This window comes from Bacillus sp. ISL-7, from assembly GCF_018613065.1.
On record NZ_JAGGQW010000013.1, the window covers coordinates 1 to 19,167 of the forward strand.

Below are 19,167 nucleotides of genomic sequence, written 5' to 3' on the forward strand. Positions count from 1 at the left end.
TGTTACGTTGGCTCATGTTCTCTATATTAATAGAAGAAACACGATATTTTTTGTTTGTTTGTTGACGTTTTTGTTTGTTTAGTTTTCAAAGAACAATCTATCATGTCAGAAGCGACATTTATTATTATATCGAATCTCTATTACTATGTCAATATAATATTTTAATTTTTTTGTTCTCACTTTCAACGAATTTGACAGCCGTTAAAAGCAACTTCCCTATCATAACACCTTCATTTTACATATGCAACAGAAAGTTTTCATTTTTTATAGAGAGTTCATTTCCTCAGAAACCTTTTTTGAGATAACAATACCATATCTATTTATATCAACAACCAAAACCGGTTTCACATGAAGTCAAAGAATGAACCGTTCAATTATAAATGAGAAAACCTGAATATCATAAAAAGACCTCCTAAAAGGTCCCTTCAAAGAAAGGCAGAAACCTTTATATTTAGTGAGGGTTTCTGCCTTTTTAGTTTAAAATTGAGTTATCTGATTCGACAAAACTCGGGTGGTGACAGGCACGAGATTTACGGTGCGTGCCAGGCTCCGGGATTAATGTTTCCCTTTTCCTTTTTCTTTCCCTTTCCCTTGATGATTTTTCCGTTGCTCTTTTTGTTGTTTCGCTTCTTCTTTTTGCTTCTTCCCATTCCAACCATCTTCACTAACCTGTTTTGCTTTTTTGATAATAGGTTTTGGTGGTACTTCCGCAGAATTGCCCCCTTTAATATACAGTTCATTATTTACTCGATAGACACTGTTTGGCTGCTGAAAACGCGATGAATCTGTTCCAAATGACTGCATCATGGCTTTAAACATATACTGCGAAATTTTCTGCGTATTTGCGACCATATAGTTACCATTACCGTTTTGTGCGTATCCGGTCCAGACCGCCATTGTGTATTGCGGGGTATATCCTGCGAACCAGCTATCATTTGTCGCGTTGGTCGGGTATCCAAATTTAGCTCTAGTCTCTGCATCAAAATTGGTTGTACCTGTCTTCCCTGCAACATCTAGGTTAATGACATTCGCTGTTGTACCTGTCCCATCATTTACGACTGTGCGTAACATATCCGTCACCATATACGCTGTGTAATCCTGCATGACACGTTTTGATTTCTCCGTAAAATTCACTACTTTGCCATTCGGAAGTACCACTTTTTGGACAAAATGCGGTTTATTGTAGTTGCCGTTATTTCCAAAAGCACTGTAGGCCCCTGCCATGGCTAAAGGACTAACGGTATTGCTTCCAATCGCATAGGATTCATATACTTGGTTATCTTTAAAAGTAATGCCGAGTTTTTCTGCAAAGTTCTTTGCCCGATCCATTCCAACCTCCCGCATCGTGAGAAGAGCAGGAATATTATAGGATTTTTCCAGTGCACTCCGTATCGTCAGCATTCCGTGATATTGATGGTCCCAGTTGGAAATCGGCTCGCCGGTTGAATAGGAGGTGTTCTGGTCATTGATTAGATGTGCAGTGGACCATTTCAAATTTTCAATCGCAGGACCATAATCAAAAATCGGCTTAAATGTTGAGCCTGGTTGACGTTTGATATCAACTGCAAAGTTGTTACCTAGAAATTCTGCTTTATAGTCGTTTCGCCCGCTGCCGATCGCCCTGACTTCACCAGTTTTGGTATCTAAAAAGACGAAAGCTCCCTGAAAACCTGCATCTGGATAGGCAATGATTTCATTGGTGTTCAACATTTTGTCTGCATAATCCTGTGCTTTTGGATCTAGGGTAGTATAGATAGATAATCCATCCTTACTGATGTCTACATCCTTCATTTTACCCTTTACCTCTTTTACAACTGCATCTAAGAACGCTTCATAAGGCATACTTTGTTGCGTGCTTTTTGGTACAAGTCCCTCAGTAACTGGAACTTTTGAAGCTTCCTGCAATTGTTTCTCTGTTATATAACCATCTCTAAGCATCGAACGTAAGACAATACTACGACGCTTTGTGGCTGCTTCTTTGTTTTCTGGCTTGGTCGGATCATAGTTATTCGGACTCTGCGGCAGTCCAGCTAACATGGCTGCCTGCGCGAGCGTCAATTTTTTCAAATCATTTGCTTCAATACCATAGTAACTCTTTGCTGCAGCAGCTACTCCGTAAGAGCGGTTTCCAAGGTAAATTTTGTTTAAGTACATCATTAAAATATCGTGCTTGGAATATTTCTGTTCCAACTGATACGCCAAGTCCCATTCTTGCACTTTTCGCTTTAATGTTTTCTCTGGAGTCAAAAAGGAATTCTTAATCACTTGCTGCGTAATGGTACTACCGCCCTGTGATCCGAAATCTCCGGTTAAGTTTACAAAAATGGCCTTGGCCGTCCTTTTGATATCGATCCCTTGATGCTCATAAAAATGAGAATCTTCCGTGGCAATAAACGCTTGCTCGAGCACTTTCGGAACTTGCTCATACGCAATTTTTGTTCGCTTTTCCTTCCCGTACTCATAAATAAAGTTTCCGTTCTCATCATAGAATTTCGTAGAAAGTGGATCCACTAGCTTAGAAGCATCCAAGTTAGGCGAATCCTTAATCATTGAAGCGAACGATATAGCTCCTGCTCCAGTCGAAACAAGTCCAAGTACGAGACAGACAATGATTACTTTTTTCAACAATGATCCTTTTCTCAATAATGATCCTTTCTTCTTCGGTGTTCGCTGACTTCTTTGTTGATTCTGTCTTGCGTTTTCCGCTTGTTTTCGTTCCTCACGAGATTGATAGGTCTCTTCTGGCATTCTTCTTCTCTCCCATGTCTATTTATGGTTTCGCAAAGTTGATTTTAATGGAGGTATTGATTAGTTATTAAAATGGATAAGAATATTTAGGCCGTTGTACTTCCTTCACTAAGACGTATAAAGGGAAATCTTCTCCCTTCAACCAACTATTTATAGAACTTCGTAAGTGGTCTTACATTTATGAGGGAATCAGGAATAATTTTTTCTACCAATTGGATACTGAATGTAATAGAGTTTCATAAGCTAGACCTAATAATACAAATAAGCCCTTACCTACTTGTGTAGATAAGGGCTGTTTTAATGCCGCGAACTTCCTTAGAATCTGACTGACAGAGCCTGTCACTTATTAATCGTTCAATCTTAGCCAAATTCCGAGGAGTGTCAGGCACCAGGATTAGGGAAGCTCTTTTATTTTAATTCGTAAATTCTGTTAGGTTTGTTATAACCTACAGATAAAACTGGTTTTTCCTTTGTACCAGAGATTGCTAATCCCTCACTCTCACCCGTATATGGAAGTTTAATGATGTTTGTAATTTTCCCGGTATAATCAATAACGGTTATTTTGTTGTTTGTATAGAAATAGATCTTTTTGTTATAAATCTCCATTCCTTGAGGAATTCCCTGATTTGAGACGGAGAACTGCTTTATGATCTTACCATTGAAATCAGTTAGACTAAAGGTTGGATTTCCTAAATTGCTGCTTGCGGAATGAATCACTAATATATCGCTATCATTATCGATACCTAAAAGTGCTGCTTTTCCTAGCTTACTTAGGTCGATTTGTTTTACAATATATGGCTTAGTTACATCCACATTTACTTCATAAACAATGACTGGATTATTTCCGCCGCCATTAGCTGCATAAATATGATTATCTTTTGGTCGGAACGATAATTCAGCACTATGGCCGATGGGTAAAGGGCCAGAGCTTTTTACTAATGCACCCTTTTGTGTATACTTGTTTATCATTCCTTGATTGTTTCCCACATCGAACCCTATGTAGTAAAAACCATCATGGTATGCTAATCCTTGCATATTTGCTGTTGAATTAACCAAAAATGCATTGGAGTCTGTTGCCTTCCAAGCAGTGGGGTTAACTGGTATCGTTGCTGGTTTACTTGCAGTTGCCTTAGATGGCAAACTTATAGACGTTACAGTAGCTATGATTAAAGCTGCCATAAGGATACTCGATAATGACCTTTTTGGCTTATTAATAGGTGAACACTTGTTGACTAGTAAATTCATTCTAATATATTTAGCTATTTCCATTTTAACCGCTCCCATTGAACTATCTCTTCAAATAAGGATTTTTTCCCATTTTTACCAATAATGATCGATAAATTTCTACACAACATTTGACAATTTAAAACATCTAACGACATTTCCACTACCTATTAAATCTCAATACTCTTTAGAAGTTTAATATGCCCAAATAAAGTTTCACCAAGTCTTGCTTAAATAGTTAAACAAATTGAAAAAGCCCTACCCGAATGACCAGATAGGACTTCATGTATTATAAAATTTTGTACTAAAAAGTAGCCGACATAAGCCGTCTGTCCGGCCAGAGTTAGCCCCAAAACAACGGCTGGGACTAATTTCGTTTGAACCAGCGCCGCCCAAAACGGTGATGCTTCACAAACTTGGATTATAAGACCGCCACTTTTTCATACTTTAACTTTTCAATTTCCTTATTGAGCTCTTCATCGCTCACAAAGCTGCTGTTTGCCGCTTCAACCTGGGCTAATGGAGTCGCAAATTGATTGCCTGCCTGTACTTCTGCTTCCATCATTAAGATCCGCTCTTCGGCACGGGCCACACCTCTCGCAATATCATCAGTATGGAAGGAAACCGTCGCTTTCTGAATTTGCTTCATCGACTGAGCCACATTCGCACGTGAAGCTAACAAGATTTTCTTTTGCTGCATTTGGTTGTACGTTTCCTTCAGCTCGTCCAATTTTCCGATGAGGATTTGGGTTTGTCCCTTAACCGACTCGTATTGCTCCTCATATAGTTGTAGCTGGCGGTCATGGTTGAGTTTTTCTTGCACAGCCAATTTGGCCATGGCCTCGTCCCCTTGTTCAATCGCCAGTTTGGCCTGACGAGTACGCTTGTCCACTAACGCTTTCGTTTCCAAAATAAGAGCTTCTTGTTTTTTCTCTACAAAAATTTGCCTAGCTAGTGCTTTCTGACCTTTGACAATTTCCTGTTCCATTTCCCTAGAATACTCATTTAACATCGCAATCGGATCTTCGATACCGTCTAAAAGTCCGTAAATTTCCGCCATTGTTATTGTCTTTAATCTTTTAAAAATACCCATGTTATTCATTCTCCTTTTTAGTTACTAGATTTCTTTCCCATTGATCTAAAACGCTAGCATTCTGATTAGTTACCGGGATATGCGAACCTGCCACAGAGGTGTTAATAAACTGTTGCATAGAAGATGCTTTCGACTTCTTTCTGAGCCATCTTACGAATAGTATTAGAGCAGCTAGTCCAATAATTAGGAAGAGCCAAGGGAATCCTCCGTCATGGTGAGCGCCATTCATCATTTGGCGGCCCTCGCCAAATCCGCCACGCTGCCCCATTTCACCGGGACCATGTCCATGAGGGCCTCTAGCATAAGCGCTGTTCCCTCCTAGTAGAAAGTGGAGTACGTTAATCACTAGTACCGTAGAGGCAATGATCACACCCCAGAAAATACCCTTTTTCACTTTTGTATTCATCTCTTTATCTCCTTTCGTTACCTGATGTAATGAATATTAATAGAGAATGGTGAAAACTTGGTGAAAAGAGAAAGCTAGCAAGTAAGTTTTTTTTAGGAATGAAATCTATCAAAATAAGTTTCAGTTTCTTACTATTAAGCTATTGCTTCTAAATTCGCTCATAAATACACTAAATTCGCCCATTAAAGCCCAAAATCGCCCACAAAACTCGAAGATTCGCTCATAAAACTCAAAAATTCGCCCATTAAAGGGACTAGCCGTTTTTAAATCATAAATGTTCGTGTGGTGTCAGGCACCAAAGGTTATCAAAAAAAGGCAGAAACCCTTTTTAGTAAGAGTTTCTGCCTTTTTGATTAAAAATTGAGTGAGCTAACTCGACAAACAAGGCGTCCCTTGCTTCCCTATCACCTTAACAGATGCAAGCAAAATTCCAAATCCGCTTGTAGATGGGTTTTCATTAGCATTTCTGCTTTTTCTCCATTTCTTGCTTTAATGGCTTGGTATATTTGCTCGTGTTCGTCGATTAAATGGGGGCGGTTGTAGAATACGACTGTTTTACGGAAAAGGTAAATGATGGATGACATCCGATCGATAATATCAATCATGACCGGGTTATTACTGGCTCCGACAATAATTTCATGAAACCGCGCATTTGCTTCCATAATTTCCTCGACTGTTCCTGTCCTCCCTATCTCCACACATTGATGTAATGATTGAAGCTCATCTTCTTTTAAATAGGATGCTGCACACTGAGCGGAATAGCCCTCAAGGAGCATTCGTACTTGAAACATATTTCGCAAGTCCTTTTCCGCCGGCTTCACTACTTTTTTATTCTCAATAAGCCCTTCATGCTCCAACTTTCGAATCGATTCCCTGATGGGTGTTCTACTGACACCTAATTCAGCAGCAATTTTTTCCTCGACAATTTTGGTACCACCAGGAAGTTCTCCATTTAAGATCCTATCACGAAGGATCTCATAGGATTGGTGGGAAGCAGGACGAGAACGATTACTTTCTAACACACTGTTCACCTCTATATCTCTTCAAACCTACATTTATTTTACCAAAATTCTTGTCAAAAAAATACAATCTACATCAGTTTCACTGATTTTTGTATACATAAAATAATTTTATGTATACAAAAATTATAAATTCGTGTACAATTACTTTTGTAAACGATATCTGAAAGCGATTGCAGTTGAACGGATCGCTTAACTTATAAGATTTCAAATAGAATGAGGAGGAATTTATCATGGCACAAAAAGTTGGTTTTATAGGTCTAGGAATTATGGGGAAACCAATGGCATTAAACCTAATCAAAGCGGGATTCACACTTACGGTTAATGATCTAAATCAAGACGCCGTTCATCAGGTCGTTGAAGCTGGAGCAGTGGCGGCTCATTCTGCGAAAGAAGTAGCAGAAAACAGTGATGTCATCATCACGATGTTACCTGCCTCAAAACATGTTGAACAAGTCGTTTTAAGTGAAAATGGAATCTTGGCAGGGGCCAAAGCAGGTTCGGCCATTATCGATATGAGTTCAATTACACCTGAAGTCTCACGGGAACTAGCAGCAGCGGCAGCGGAAAAAGGCGTTGGCATGCTAGACGCACCAGTCAGCGGCGGCGAACCAAAAGCGATTGATGGTACATTAGCGATTATGGTTGGCGGGAAAGAGGATGTTTTTGAAAGCGTTCTGCCGGTCCTCTATGGGATGGGGAAAGACGTTATCTTAGTTGGTGATCATGGCTGCGGCGTGACCGCAAAGCTTGCCAATCAAATTATTGTAAACCTTAACATAGCGGCGATGTCCGAGGCACTTGTCCTAGCAGCGAAAGCAGGTATTGATATTGAAAAAATGTACCAAGCAATCCGCGGCGGACTTGCTGGAAGTGCTGTTCTGGATGCCAAGGTACCATTGATTTTAGACAGGAACTTCGTCGCTGGCGGAAGTATTGCCATCAACATGAAAGATATTACGAATGTAATGGACACCGCCCATGAAATTGGCGTTCCACTTCCATTATCAAGTCAGTTGCTAGAAATTTTCCATGCATTAAAGGTCGATGGAAAAATAAAAGACGATCATGGCAGCATTGTCCGTTATTATGAAAAGCTTGCCAATGTTGAAGTAAAGAGGGCGTAAATGATGACTGAAACGAACAGAATATCCGCAGCGTACCTAGAAACCGTCCCTGAGGTGGACCGTCAGGCAGTCCATCAATTAGTTACCGAAGCACTAAAAGGCCTAAACAAAAAAATCATCGTCCTCGATGATGATCCAACAGGTGTCCAAACCGTCCATGATATCTCCGTTTTCACGGATTGGTCTGAGGAAAGTATTGAGCAGGGCTTTAACGAAGAGCAGTCCATGTTTTTCATTTTGACAAATTCCCGAGGCTTTACAGCGGAAGAAACCGAAGAGGCTCATCGCGAGATCGCCGCTAACATTTTAACCGTAGCTTCGAAATTAAATCGAGAATTCCTCATTATCAGCCGTGGAGATTCCACACTTAGAGGACACTATCCACTAGAAACGACCGTTTTTAAGGATACACTCGAATCAGGTTCTGATTTGAAAATAGATGGTGAGGTCATCCTGCCATTTTTCAAAGAAGGCGGTCGATTGACCATTAACAACATCCACTATGTTCAAAATGGTCAAGAGCTTGTGCCTGCAGGCGAAACCGAATTTGCAAAAGACCGGACATTTGGCTATTCCAGTTCTCATTTAGGAGAATGGATTGAAGAAAAGTCGAACGGTTTATTTCTTGCTAAAAATACATTATATATCTCACTCGAACAATTACGGGCAATGGAGATTGGCGCCATCACGGAACAGCTTCTTCAGGTAAACGATTTTAATAAAGTAGTTGTGAATGCAGTCGACGAAGTCGATGTTAAAGTATTCACGGCTGCCTTAGTACAAGCAATCAATGCCGGAAAGAACTTCCTTTTTAGAAGTGCGGCCGCTCTTCCAAAGGTCATTGGCGGAGTCAGTGATAAAGCACTGCTAACGAGAGAAGAGTTAATAATAGAAGAAACAGGGAATGGCGGATTAGTTATTATCGGTTCCCATGTGAAAAAGACAACGGAACAGCTAGAAAAATTAAAAGAATTAACCACCATTGAATTTATCGAGTTTAATAGCCATTTAGTTTTACAACCAGAGCAATTCAAAGCGGAATGCGACCGCGTGGTAGAGACCACCGAAGCACTGATCCGATCCGGTAAAACCGTAGCCGTTTATACAAGTAGACAACGGCTTGATCTTGGCGAGAATAAAAAAGAAGAAGAGTTAAAATTGTCTGTAACGATTTCTGACGCGGTAACAAGCATTGTAACGAGATTACAGGTAAAACCGAATTTCCTTGTCGCAAAAGGTGGAATTACCTCCAGTGATGTAGGGACAAAAGGACTAAGAGTAAGAAGAGCAACCGTTGCTGGACAAATTAGACCGGGAATACCTGTCTGGAGAACTGGGGATGAAAGTAAGTATCCAGGCATGTCCTATGTTATTTTTCCAGGCAATGTTGGAACACAAGGTGATTTAAAAGCAGTGGTAGAGATTTTAAGCACGAAGTAAATTGAACTGATCGATCGGAATGCCGTTCTGGCATTCCACACTTTCAAAGGGGAAAGAGGGAGAAACATGCCAATCGTTTATATTTGTATAGGGGTTGCCCTATTGCTATTATTAATGGTCGTCTTCAAGGTAAACGCCTTCATATCACTGGTTATCGTTGGATTACTTGTAGGGGTTATGGAAGGAATGACCCCAATCGAAGCAATAACATCCGTCACATCCGGTTTGGGCGGAACCCTTGGCAATCTCGTACTGGTTATTGGTTTTGGGGGTATGCTTGGTAAACTAATGGCCGATTCTGGTGGTGCACAACGAATCTCCACCACATTGGTTAACGCATTTGGAAAAAAACGAGTACAGCTTGCAGCCGTTCTAACAGCCTTCATTGTTGGGATTGCGCTATTCTTTGAAACGGGCGTGGTTGTGTTAATTCCGTTAGTCTTCACAATCGCGGCAACAGCAGGTGTACCGATTCTTTATATTGGGATGCCCGTTATTGCGGCTTTGATCACCATGCATGGCTTTGTTCCGCCACACCCTGGACCAACAGCCGTTGCCGGTGTTTACGATGCCAATATAGGTAAAACCTTATTATATGGAATTCTTATCGGTATTCCTGCAATCATTATCAGTGGACCATTATATACAAAGACGTTTAAAAAAGAAGAGTTGGAAGTTAAAATTCCAAAAGGACTTTTTAATCCTAAGCACTTTACAGAAGAAGAAATGCCTGGTTTTGGGATTAGTGTATTTACGGCCCTTATCCCCGTCATTCTGATTGCTTTCCAAGCCATCGTTGAAATCACGATGCCTGAATCATCACTTATTCAAACAGCTAAATTTTTAGGAAATCCTGGTATTGCCCTATTAATCGCTGTCATAGTCGCCATCTTTACCTTTGGTTTAAATCGAGGCAAAAAAATGCCAGAAATCATGAACTCGATCACAGAATCAATCAGCAGCATCGCCATGATTCTTTTAATCATTGGAGCAGGCGGTGCATTCAAACAAGTACTCATCGACAGTCATGTTGATAAATACGTTGCCCATCTGATGGAAGGTTCCACCATGTCGCCGTTAATCCTCGCCTGGTTAATCGCTGCGATTCTACGGGTAGTCCTAGGTTCAGCAACCGTTGCCGGATTAACAGCAGCCGGTATTGCTGCACCACTCGTTGCCTCTGCACACGTTAGCCCAGAACTCATGGTGCTAGCAACCGGTGCAGGAAGTATGACCTTCTCTCACGTAAACGATGCCGGTTTCTGGATTTATAAAGAATACTTCAACCTAAGCATCGGTAAAACCATTCGCACCTGGTCAGTAATGGTAACGATTGCATCCCTTGTCGGACTTGCTGGTGTGCTAATTATTAATATGTTCCTATAGGGAGAAACAAAATCAAAAGACCACCCCCGCGCCGTAGCAAGCAAAAGGGTGGTCTTTTTATATTCAGGATTCTTATTACATAATTATTGGTCCTTACTACATATTTTCAGGCTCTTATTACATATTTTTTGACTCTTACTACATGTTTTCCAAAACTTACTACACATTTTCCGAAACTTACGACATTATATGGTTTCTTTTATGGGCTCAATAAGAGTATTAACTGGCCGCTTTAATCCCAGATTCTCCCTTAATGTATTACCTGTATATTGTTTACGGAACAATCCACGTTGTTGAAGGACGGGAATCACCAGATCAACGAAATCATCAAGACCACCAGGTAAATAAGGTGGCATGACATTGAAGCCGTCCGCTGCCCCATTTTCAAACCATTCTTGCATATGATCCGCAATTTGCTCAGGTGTGCCCTTGATTTCCCGATGTCCACGGGTACCGGCTATCCGTTGATACAGTTTGCGAATCGTCAATCCTTCACGATCTGCAAGATCCTTTAATAATTGGAAACGACTTTTCCCCCCATTTATCTGATTCAATTCAGGCAAATCTGGAAGTGGTCCATCCACCGGATATCCTGATAAATCAACACTTATCATGCCAGATAAAAGAGAGATCCCCGCTTCTTCCGGTATAAGTTCCTCGAGCAGCGCCTTATTTTCTTCCGCTTCTTCCTCTGTTCTACCAATAACAGGGAAAACTCCAGGCATAATCTTCAGGTCCTCTGGTGAGCGGCCGTATTTCGCCATTCTTCCTTTTACATCCGCATAAAACGCTTGAGCTTCTTCAATCGTTTGCCAAGCAGTGAATATAACCTCGGCTGTCCGCGCCGCAAGCTCCTTCCCTGCTTCAGAAGAACCAGCCTGGATCACAACAGGATGCCCTTGCACCGGGCGGGAGATATTTAATGGACCAGCTACGGAAAACCATTCTCCTTTATGATTAATGGAGTGTATTTTGGAAGAATCCGCAAATTGGGATGACTCCTTATCAATAATTAACGCATCATCCTCCCAACTATCCCATAGCTTCGTGACCACATCGACAAACTCTTCGGCCCGCTCATACCGTTTTTCATGAAGGAGCTGCTGTTCTAAATTAAAATTTTGGGCTTCTACGTCAGTGCTTGATGTGACCACATTCCACCCTGCACGGCCCCCGCTCAAATGATCAAGAGAGGCGAACCTGCGGGCAACATTAAATGGCTCATTAAAGGTAGTTGATACCGTTCCGACAAATCCGATATGATTTGTCACAGCAGCAAGAGCGGATAAAAGGGTAAAGGGTTCAAATAACGTATTCACAGTTTGGCCCAGTACTGTTTGATTTTTCCCTCTCACCGCATAGGTATCTGCAAGAAAAACCATATCAAACTTACCACGTTCCGCTGTTTGGGCAAGCCTTTTGATAAAATCAAAGCTCATGATTTGATTGGCTTCTGCTTTTGGATGCCGCCAAGCAGCGACATGATGTCCAGGAATCATAAAAAATGCGCCTAATTTCATTTCCCGTTTATTTTGAGTCATGTTTCATTCCTTCTTTCCTTTATTGTTGATTTGAATTTGTTTTCCAGCTTGAAAATTTTCTTTCTAAGGATACCAATAGATAATTTATGGCCACACCAAGCAATGAAATCGTAATAATACCTGCATACATTTGCGTAATTTGGAAGTTCTGTTGCGAATAATTAATGAGATATCCCAAACCTTCCTTAGCTCCAACCATTTCGGCAGCAATCAACACAAGAATGGATGATGATCCAGCCATACGTATTCCGGTAAAAATAGTCGGAATGGAAGCTGGCAAAATTACTTTATAAAACAGCCGGTAGGAGGGAAGAGCCATGGATTTGGCGGCCTTAATGAGTAATGGATCTACATTTCGAACAGCATTGATCGTATTTAAAAGAATCGGAAACGTACAAGCAAAAAAGACGATTGAAACTTTAGATGTTTCTCCAATCCCAAGCAGCAAAATAAAGACAGGTAATAACGCTAAGGCAGCTGTATTACGAAACACCTCCAGCACCGGATTTAACAATTCACTTGCCAGTGGATACCACCCAATGATAAGCCCCAAAGGAATGGAAACGAGGATCGCCAACCCAAATCCGAAAAGCGAACGAAGAATACTAGCCTGAAAGTGGGCATACAGATCACCCGAAATCACTAATCCCCACCAACTCTCTGCTACTTTTGTAAATGGCGGAAAGAATGTGGGATCCACTAACCCCATTCGGGGAGCAATCTCCCAAAGGATTAGTAAAAGCAAAATGACAATAGATTGTTTTACAAGACTTTGCACCCAATGAAAAGAAAAACGAATCCGATGGGATGTTTGCATTGGCGCTGTGAATGATTTACCAAAATCAGACATTTCCTCACCTCTTCTATAAAATAATTGAACTTTGTTAAGCTGATTGATCCTTATTCTCAACTGTTTGCGCTTTGACTACTTCTTCTCGAAGCAAATCCCAAATTTGGTGACGTGCATTTGCAAATGCTGTTGTCGAACGTAAATCCTCTTCGTGACTGGTTGAATGAAGCGGGTTTTCAATAATTTGTTTAATGGTTCCCGGTCGAGAGGTCATGACGGCCACACGCTGTCCTAAATACACCGCTTCATCAATTCCATGTGTAATGAAAACAATCGTCTTTTTGGTATGTTCCCAGATTCGAAGTAATTCTGTTTGCAAGGTTTCACGCGTCTGCGCATCGAGTGCAGCGAACGGTTCATCCATTAACAACACTTCAGGGTCAAACGCCAAACTTCTAGCAATAGCCACACGCTGCTTCATTCCACCTGAGAGTTCGTGCGGATAACGATCTTCGAAACCTGATAATCCAACCAGTGACAAAAAGTAACGAGAAATTTCAGCCCGCTCCTTTTTAGGAACACCTTTTGATTCTAAGCCAAATTCAATGTTTCCTTTAGCTGTCTTCCAAGGTAATAGCGCATACTGCTGAAAGACAATTCCCCGATCTAAACCGGGTCCCTCTATCGGTTTTCCATCCAATAATATCCGTCCGGAGGTTGGTTTCGTCAACCCGCCTAAAAGATCAAGCAAAGTTGATTTTCCGCATCCTGATGGGCCTACTAATGAAAGAAACTCTCCACTATTCACCGAAAAGTGAACATTTTTAATGGCTGTAAATTCTTTAAGCGCTCCCTTTCCTTGCTGAGAATCCCTTACGTTAAAAACCTTACTGACATGTTCAAACTGAATTTTTGCCGTCATCCTCTCACCTCATTAGTTTTTTTCAATTTCACCCTTATAAGGATTAAATTCATTGGTATACAAATTACTTAGTTTCACTTGGCCATCTTTGAACTCACCATTTTTCTTTAGCCAATCGACCCAAATTTTAAATTCCTTACCCTGAATAACTCCACCTTTCTCCGCAATACCTGTACTTTTCCAATATTGCACCGTGTTTGTATCTTCCTTGCGCCCCCGTTTCTTAATAATGGATTCATAACGGGCTATCACTTCTTCTCGTGAATGGGTCTGTGCCCATTCAATGGCTTTTGCTGTAGCCTCAACAAACTTTTTCACCGTATGTGGATTTTGTTTAATGAATTTATCGGTAAAGACATAGCCGCCTGCTGTAAAAGGACCCAACAAATCATAATCACTAAAAAGCTTTCTGATCCCCCCATTTTTCACAGCCAGATCCCCTAACATCCCAGTCAAGACAGCGACATCAATTTGTTTTTGTCGCAGTGCTTGCTCTGTACTTACCGGTGGCAGAACAACTAAAGTCACTTTCTTAATTTCTTCATCTGTGAGTCCATTTTGTTTTAAATATTCTTTTAAAACGAATTCAGCATGAGCTCCCATTGTGTTCATGCCAACCTTCTTTCCAATTAAATCGCGCGCATTTTTTATCGGGCTGTCATTCAATACATAATAGCCGGTATATGTATCCTTATCACTGCCGTAATAACCAATGACCGATTTTATCGGTGCACCGCTCGCTATCAATTTGGCAATGGCCCCGTTAAATGCACCGCCAAAGTCGGTTTGACCGGTCGCTGCGTTTTGAATAGAAGCAGGCCCGCTTGTTTGATTTCCGATCCATTCAAGTTTAATCGGATCAAGATAGCCTAAATCCTCGGCTAACTCTGGATAAGTGACTGAACCCACCGATCCTTCATACCGGAGTTTCAGCGTTTCATACGCGCCATTTCCTTTTGTTTCTGTAGCTCCTGTCTTTTTCTCCTGGCATCCAGCCGATATAACAACTGATAATACAATTAAAAATAAAAGTGCCTTGGTTCTCCAAATCTTCATAACGGGCCCCTACCTTCTCTTAAAATTAAAACCAACCGATCCAATCGGAAAATCCATTACCAGCCACGGAAAAAAATTCTGATCAAACGTTCACCTTTCTACAGGCATGCCTTTTTTTCGATAAAAAAAACCGGAGACATCTCTTTAAAAAGAAAAGTCTCCGGTTGACCGGTTAATTATTCTAGATTTCCTATTGGGTTACTTGGTTTTCACTTATATTACCAATTCAATTTTCAGTCGTCAACGAAAAATTTAAAATAAAGTTAATTTTTTAAAAAAACCAAAAAATCAAAATTAGTTATTGACAGATGTTTTCCAGAAAATTAAAATCACATTAAGCCGATATGAATTATATAAATTAAATTTACAAGCAATTGAATTGCTGACCAGTCACCTGGAAGCCAGAGCTATTATGCTCTGGCTTTCTTTCGTCTTATCGGTCCATTATTAAAGCTGGCTTTTACGGCTAAAAACAAGGAGGAAATAAAAGTGAGTAATGTCAAAGAAGTTCAAAATGAAGCAGGAATTGTAGTAAAACCAGTGGCTGGACGTATTGGAGCAGAATTATCTGGTGTGAAACTTTCCGGAGAACTAGACTCCACTACAGTTAAATCTATCCGTGAAGCGCTGTTAAAGTATAAGGTTGTTTTCTTCCGTGATCAAAATCATCTGGACGATCAAGGACAAGAAGCCTTTGCCCAACTGCTTGGAAACCCAGTTGTTCATCCAACTGTACCAGCAAAAGATGGCACAAACTATATATTAGAACTTCATTCCGAACATGGCGGCCGAGCCAATTCATGGCATACAGATGTAACATTTGAAGCAGCGTACCCAAAATTCTCCATTTTACGCGGAGTGGTGATACCAGAGGCAGGAGGTGATACCGTTTGGGCAAACACGGCTACGTCCTATGAAAATCTTCCAACAGAATTACAAAATCTGGCGAATCAATTATGGGCCGTCCATACCAACGCTTATGATTATGCTGCAAAACACCAGAATGTTTCTGATGAAGCGATCAAACGCCATGACGAAATCTTTACCTCTACCCTATATGAAACTGAACACCCAGTTGTCCATGTACATCCTGAAACCGGAGAGCGCCATCTTCTACTCGGTCATTTTGTCAAAAATTTCAAAGGGCTTTCTTCCACCGATTCGGCTCATTTATTCTCCATCCTACAAGGACATGTAACACAACTCGAAAATACGGTACGTTGGAAATGGAAAGCAGGAGATGTGGTCATTTGGGATAACCGCGCCACCCAGCATTACGCAGTGAATGACTATGGTCATGCACAAAGAGTGGTCCGAAGAATAACCATTGATGGAGACGTGCCTATTAGTTTAGATGGTCGCCGCAGTGTCACAAAAACAAAAATTAGAAAAAATATATAAGTTTCTTCTATCCTATGAAGATAAAGTAAAGGTAATCATGATCCCAAAATGGGACAGCGTGGAATCATGGAATTTCCACGGTAAAGCCCTCAGAAAAATTAAAAGCCTATAATTCTCTTTTTAAAATACGGAGAATTTAGGCTTTTTCACTTTACAACCCACTATAGGAAAATCCCCTACTGTTGCCTGTTTGTTTTTTGAAAGAACTTGCGGAATATCGGGTGGTGTCAGGCACCCGATATTCCGTGGTTTTTTATATTTTTACCTTTCCTTTTCAAATTTCCTTATAAAAGGGAATTTCTTTTGCTGTAACGTTCGAATTTTCTGGTATAATTTCATTTTAAGAATACAATTTGAAGATAGTAAGGAGAGTTTAATTTGGAAGGTTTTATTGGATTGGTTTTAAATATAATCCTCACGATTTATTTAGTGATTGATTCTCGTAAGCATGGTAAAAGCCCCATCCTTTGGGGAATTCTCGGATTCATTTTTGGGTTGATCGCTTTAGGTATTTATCTAATAAAAACCAATCGAAAGGTCATCGGTTGGATTATCACGATTATTAGCATAATAGGTTATTTAGCCTTACTCTTAGTCCTACTATTAGGTGCGGCGCTTATACTCGGGGGAGGATTTTCTTAATATAAAAATGAAAGCTCCACAGGGACGGTTCAGGACCAGTGATAAGTCCTCTTTATGTGTAAAAGATACGGATCATCTGCCATATGTAGATGATCCGTATCTTTTTTCTTACTATTTACGAGTAAAACACACATTTTTTTATTGAGTAATTACTTTTTCAGCAGCCCCGGTCTAAGTTTCCTCATCTATGAGAAAAAAATTTAACAGAGGTAACTTTTGTATAAGCTATGAAAAATTTGTCCATCCTGATCATATAAAAGATAGGTTAGGAGAGTGGAGAACTTGATAATGATTTTTTCGATATATAGGGGTGATTTTCAATGAGCACAGAAGAATTGAATAAAATTATTACTGTTAAGAAGATGGATTTAGAGGAATGTGAGCAAGAACTTAACAGTCGTTACTACCCTTCAATAGTGAGAGTAGCAATGATGAATTACATTTTAGTCCTACAAGAACAATTAGAAAAGTTTAATCATGCAATGGAGAAATAATTACTATTTGAAATAGAAGTCCCGGTTAGGGTCTAGTGCCTGCCACTTATAAATCTATCAATCTTCGACAAAATACGAGGAGTGACAGGCACGAAATTTTATTCCACCTTAATTTTTTCTTCCATAAAAGCTAGAATCTCTTTACGTAAAGTAGGTTCCTGCAGAGCAAATTCTATGGTTGTCTTCACAAACCCACTCGTTTCTCCAACATCATACCTCTTACCCTCGAAATCATAAGCAAACACCCGTTGTATATGATTCAACTTCTGAATCGCATCCGTCAACTGAATCTCTCCACCAGCCCCAGTTTCTTGCTGTTCCAAAAACGTGAATATCTCTGGAGTTAGTATATAACGTCCCAAAATGGCCAGATTAGAAGGGGCAGTTCCAGCCTTAGGCTTTTCAACCAAATTATTTACTTGATACCTTCTACCCACCTGATCCAAAGGTTCAACAATCCCATACCGATGTGTCTCATCATCTGGAACAGACTGCACTCCAATAACTGACGAATGCGTTTCTTCATATACATTAATAAGCTGTTTCAAGCATGGAGTCTCACTTTGAACAATATCATCACCAAGAAGAACCGCAAACGGCTCATCCCCTATAAAGTTACGAGCACACCAAACGGCATGTCCAAGCCCCTTTGGTTCCTTCTGACGAATATAATGAATATTCGCAAGATTAGTAGCATAACGTACTTTTTCAAGTAGATCTAACTTTCCCTTTTCCAATAGATTTTGCTCTAATTCATGTGCAATATCAAAATGGTCTTCAATTGCCCGCTTCCCTTTACCAGTAACAATAATAATATCTTCGATCCCTGAAGCCACTGCTTCTTCTACAATATATTGAATCGTTGGCTTATCAATAATCGGCAACATTTCCTTAGGCATTGCCTTTGTCGCAGGCAGGAATCTTGTTCCAAGTCCAGCAGCCGGAATAATCGCCTTCCGTACTCGTTTCATACTTACTCCACCTTTTTATTATTTTTTTGTAAAAAACAGGGGGTTTACAGTTCCAAACTCCATTCATTCACCCATATAATCATTCGTCTACCCAGTTAGTTTAAGCATATGTTCACTACATTTATTTTAACATAGATAGCCAAAAACAAAGCTCCACAGGAACGTTTCTCATGTTATATCATTTGGTTAGTCCCATTCCATTAAAAAAGGGTCAGGTCCCACTACAATAACGCTTAACGTAGTGGGGGCCTGACCCTTAATGAAGGGTATCTTCAAATATATTTAATCAGTGTCCTCAGCTAATAATAGATTCACTGTAATTGAAAGCATATCTCTTAAAGCTCCGAAGGCATTGTCAACATCTAGACGTTCGGTCCATTTATGGGCATCCTTTCCAACAGGGCCTAGGTTGAGTACAGGAATATTTAGAAAAAGCATATTCCTGCCAATCACCATAATCCTCTACTCCCACTACATCAAAATGACTGACAAGAATCACGGTTCTTTGGACTACTCTCTTCACTTTTTTACTTAGGGTATTGTTTTTCGCAAATTCCTGGCGGTAAGCTGGCTGAAAGGTTTGGAGCAAGGAAGATCGTGACCATCGCAGTTGCATGGTGGTCTCTTTACTGCTTTAACAGCTGCCAGTGCCAATTATGTTGTCATGTGTATCATAAGATTTTTATTTGGAGCTGGTGTCCGATGTATCCGGGGAACGCTGTTTTCAACTCTCACTGGAATTATATATGTGAGAAAGATTAATTGTAAATACTATTTAGAAAATTAATTTTTTTACAATCCACTCTTACATACATGTTCAAAACCGCTTGTTTATCCAGAAAGCGCAAAAAACGGTCGGCATACGATTCAATCCAAATTCAGAAAAAATGTCGACATCTGTCTTGTT

The 19,167-nt window shown here is 40.3% G+C and carries 15 protein-coding genes and 3 pseudogenes; 7 read left to right on the plus strand and 11 right to left on the minus strand.

Annotation, left to right across the window (positions count from 1 at the left end):
- Positions 1 to 648: 648 nt before the first annotated feature.
- From J7E66_RS03155 to J7E66_RS03175, 5 genes and pseudogenes are all read right to left on the minus strand, one after another.
- A pseudogene (locus J7E66_RS03155) lies at positions 649 to 2,748 on the minus strand (transglycosylase domain-containing protein); the annotation flags it as partial.
- A 408-nt stretch (positions 2,749 to 3,156) separates the two neighbouring features.
- Entirely contained in the window at positions 3,157 to 4,017 is an 861-nt protein-coding gene (locus J7E66_RS03160; RefSeq protein ID WP_214997997.1) for an NHL repeat-containing protein, read from the minus strand.
- Positions 4,018 to 4,393: 376 nt separating this feature from the next.
- Positions 4,394 to 5,065 carry a PspA/IM30 family protein gene (locus J7E66_RS03165; RefSeq protein ID WP_214997998.1) on the minus strand — a complete coding sequence of 224 codons (672 nt, stop codon included), beginning with the start codon at positions 5,063 to 5,065 and terminating at the stop codon, positions 4,394 to 4,396.
- A 1-nt stretch (position 5,066) separates the two neighbouring features.
- Complete coding sequence (locus tag J7E66_RS03170; protein WP_214997999.1) at positions 5,067 to 5,471, minus strand: hypothetical protein; 405 nt, start codon at positions 5,469 to 5,471, stop codon at positions 5,067 to 5,069.
- Positions 5,472 to 5,875: 404 nt separating this feature from the next.
- Positions 5,876 to 6,502, minus strand: a complete 627-nt coding sequence (locus J7E66_RS03175) for a GntR family transcriptional regulator (protein ID WP_214998000.1) — start codon at positions 6,500 to 6,502, stop codon at positions 5,876 to 5,878.
- Positions 6,503 to 6,723: 221 nt separating this feature from the next.
- On the opposite strand from J7E66_RS03175, the gene garR reads away from it, so the two are divergent.
- From garR to J7E66_RS03190, 3 genes are all read left to right on the plus strand, one after another.
- Positions 6,724 to 7,617 carry a 2-hydroxy-3-oxopropionate reductase gene (garR, locus tag J7E66_RS03180; protein ID WP_214998001.1) on the plus strand — a complete coding sequence of 298 codons (894 nt, stop codon included), beginning with the start codon at positions 6,724 to 6,726 and terminating at the stop codon, positions 7,615 to 7,617.
- Between the two features lie 3 nt (positions 7,618 to 7,620).
- Positions 7,621 to 9,057, plus strand: a complete 1,437-nt coding sequence (locus tag J7E66_RS03185) for a four-carbon acid sugar kinase family protein (RefSeq protein WP_374103823.1) — start codon at positions 7,621 to 7,623, stop codon at positions 9,055 to 9,057.
- 66 nt (positions 9,058 to 9,123) lie between these two features.
- Complete coding sequence (locus J7E66_RS03190) at positions 9,124 to 10,443, plus strand: gluconate:H+ symporter (protein ID WP_214998003.1); 1,320 nt, start codon at positions 9,124 to 9,126, stop codon at positions 10,441 to 10,443.
- Positions 10,444 to 10,628: 185 nt separating this feature from the next.
- Here J7E66_RS03190 and J7E66_RS03195 read toward each other — a convergent pair whose 3' ends face one another.
- The 4 genes from J7E66_RS03195 to J7E66_RS03210 are packed head-to-tail and all read right to left on the minus strand — an operon-like array spanning position 10,629 to position 14,752.
- Positions 10,629 to 11,984: an LLM class flavin-dependent oxidoreductase gene (locus tag J7E66_RS03195; RefSeq protein ID WP_214998004.1), complete on the minus strand. Its 1,356-nt coding sequence runs from the start codon at positions 11,982 to 11,984 to the stop codon at positions 10,629 to 10,631.
- Between the two features lie 19 nt (positions 11,985 to 12,003).
- Entirely contained in the window at positions 12,004 to 12,834 is an 831-nt protein-coding gene (locus tag J7E66_RS03200) for an ABC transporter permease (protein ID WP_214998005.1), read from the minus strand.
- Between the two features lie 34 nt (positions 12,835 to 12,868).
- Positions 12,869 to 13,696 carry an ABC transporter ATP-binding protein gene (locus J7E66_RS03205; RefSeq protein ID WP_214998006.1) on the minus strand — a complete coding sequence of 276 codons (828 nt, stop codon included), beginning with the start codon at positions 13,694 to 13,696 and terminating at the stop codon, positions 12,869 to 12,871.
- A gap of 12 nt (positions 13,697 to 13,708) precedes the next feature.
- Positions 13,709 to 14,752 carry an ABC transporter substrate-binding protein gene (locus tag J7E66_RS03210; RefSeq protein WP_214998007.1) on the minus strand — a complete coding sequence of 348 codons (1,044 nt, stop codon included), beginning with the start codon at positions 14,750 to 14,752 and terminating at the stop codon, positions 13,709 to 13,711.
- Positions 14,753 to 15,241: 489 nt separating this feature from the next.
- Here J7E66_RS03210 and J7E66_RS03215 point away from each other — a divergent pair, with 489 nt between their 5' ends.
- The 3 genes from J7E66_RS03215 (at position 15,242) to J7E66_RS03225 (ending at position 17,289) form a co-directional block, all read left to right on the plus strand.
- On the plus strand, positions 15,242 to 16,153 hold the full coding sequence (locus J7E66_RS03215; protein ID WP_214998008.1) for a TauD/TfdA dioxygenase family protein: 912 nt from the start codon (positions 15,242 to 15,244) through the stop codon (positions 16,151 to 16,153).
- Positions 16,154 to 16,531: 378 nt separating this feature from the next.
- Positions 16,532 to 16,795 (plus strand): hypothetical protein, encoded by a 264-nt coding sequence (locus J7E66_RS03220; protein WP_168241056.1) that lies wholly within the window; start codon positions 16,532 to 16,534, stop codon positions 16,793 to 16,795.
- Between the two features lie 320 nt (positions 16,796 to 17,115).
- The gene (locus J7E66_RS03225; RefSeq protein WP_214998009.1) at positions 17,116 to 17,289 is read left to right on the plus strand and encodes a hypothetical protein; all 174 of its coding nucleotides are present in this window, start codon (positions 17,116 to 17,118) and stop codon (positions 17,287 to 17,289) included.
- A gap of 98 nt (positions 17,290 to 17,387) precedes the next feature.
- Here J7E66_RS03225 and galU read toward each other — a convergent pair whose 3' ends face one another.
- Together galU and J7E66_RS03235 are read right to left on the minus strand one after the other, a co-directional pair.
- Complete coding sequence (gene galU, locus J7E66_RS03230; protein WP_214998010.1) at positions 17,388 to 18,260, minus strand: UTP--glucose-1-phosphate uridylyltransferase GalU; 873 nt, start codon at positions 18,258 to 18,260, stop codon at positions 17,388 to 17,390.
- Between the two features lie 282 nt (positions 18,261 to 18,542).
- Positions 18,543 to 18,686: pseudogene (locus J7E66_RS03235) on the minus strand (peptidase M20); the annotation flags it as partial.
- A gap of 87 nt (positions 18,687 to 18,773) precedes the next feature.
- On the opposite strand from J7E66_RS03235, the pseudogene J7E66_RS03240 reads away from it, so the two are divergent.
- Positions 18,774 to 19,022: pseudogene (locus tag J7E66_RS03240) on the plus strand (MFS transporter); the annotation flags it as partial.
- Positions 19,023 to 19,167: the final 145 nt, after the last annotated feature.